The sequence below is a fragment of the Paenarthrobacter sp. 22069 genome, assembly GCF_052046035.1.
In the GTDB taxonomy this organism is placed as follows: Bacteria; Actinomycetota; Actinomycetes; order Actinomycetales; family Micrococcaceae; genus Arthrobacter.
On sequence record NZ_JBQEQF010000065.1, the window covers coordinates 1 to 335 of the forward strand.

The following is a 335-nucleotide window of genomic DNA, read 5'->3' on the forward strand; positions in this document are numbered from 1 at the left end:
CTGGCCTACAAGGAATCCCCCGCCGGGCAGCTGATCCACCCGGGCATCAACGAAGCCGGCGCCGTGGCAGCCTTCACCGCCGCCGGAACCTCCTACGCCACCCACGGCGTACCCCTGGTCCCGGTCTACGTGTTCTACTCCATGTTCGGCTTCCAGCGCACCGGCGACGCCTTCTGGGCAGCAGCGGACCAAATGACCCGCGGCTTCATCATCGGCGCCACCGCAGGCAGGACCACCCTCACCGGCGAAGGCCTCCAGCACGCCGACGGACACTCCCCCCTGCTCGCCTCCACCAACCCGGCAGTGGTCACCTACGACCCCGCCTACGGCTACGA

The 335-nt window shown here is 69.0% G+C and carries 1 pseudogene; it reads left to right on the forward strand.

The features are described 5' to 3' along the window. Window positions 1–335: pseudogene (locus tag ACTJK0_RS21435) on the forward strand (pyruvate dehydrogenase (acetyl-transferring), homodimeric type); the annotation flags it as partial.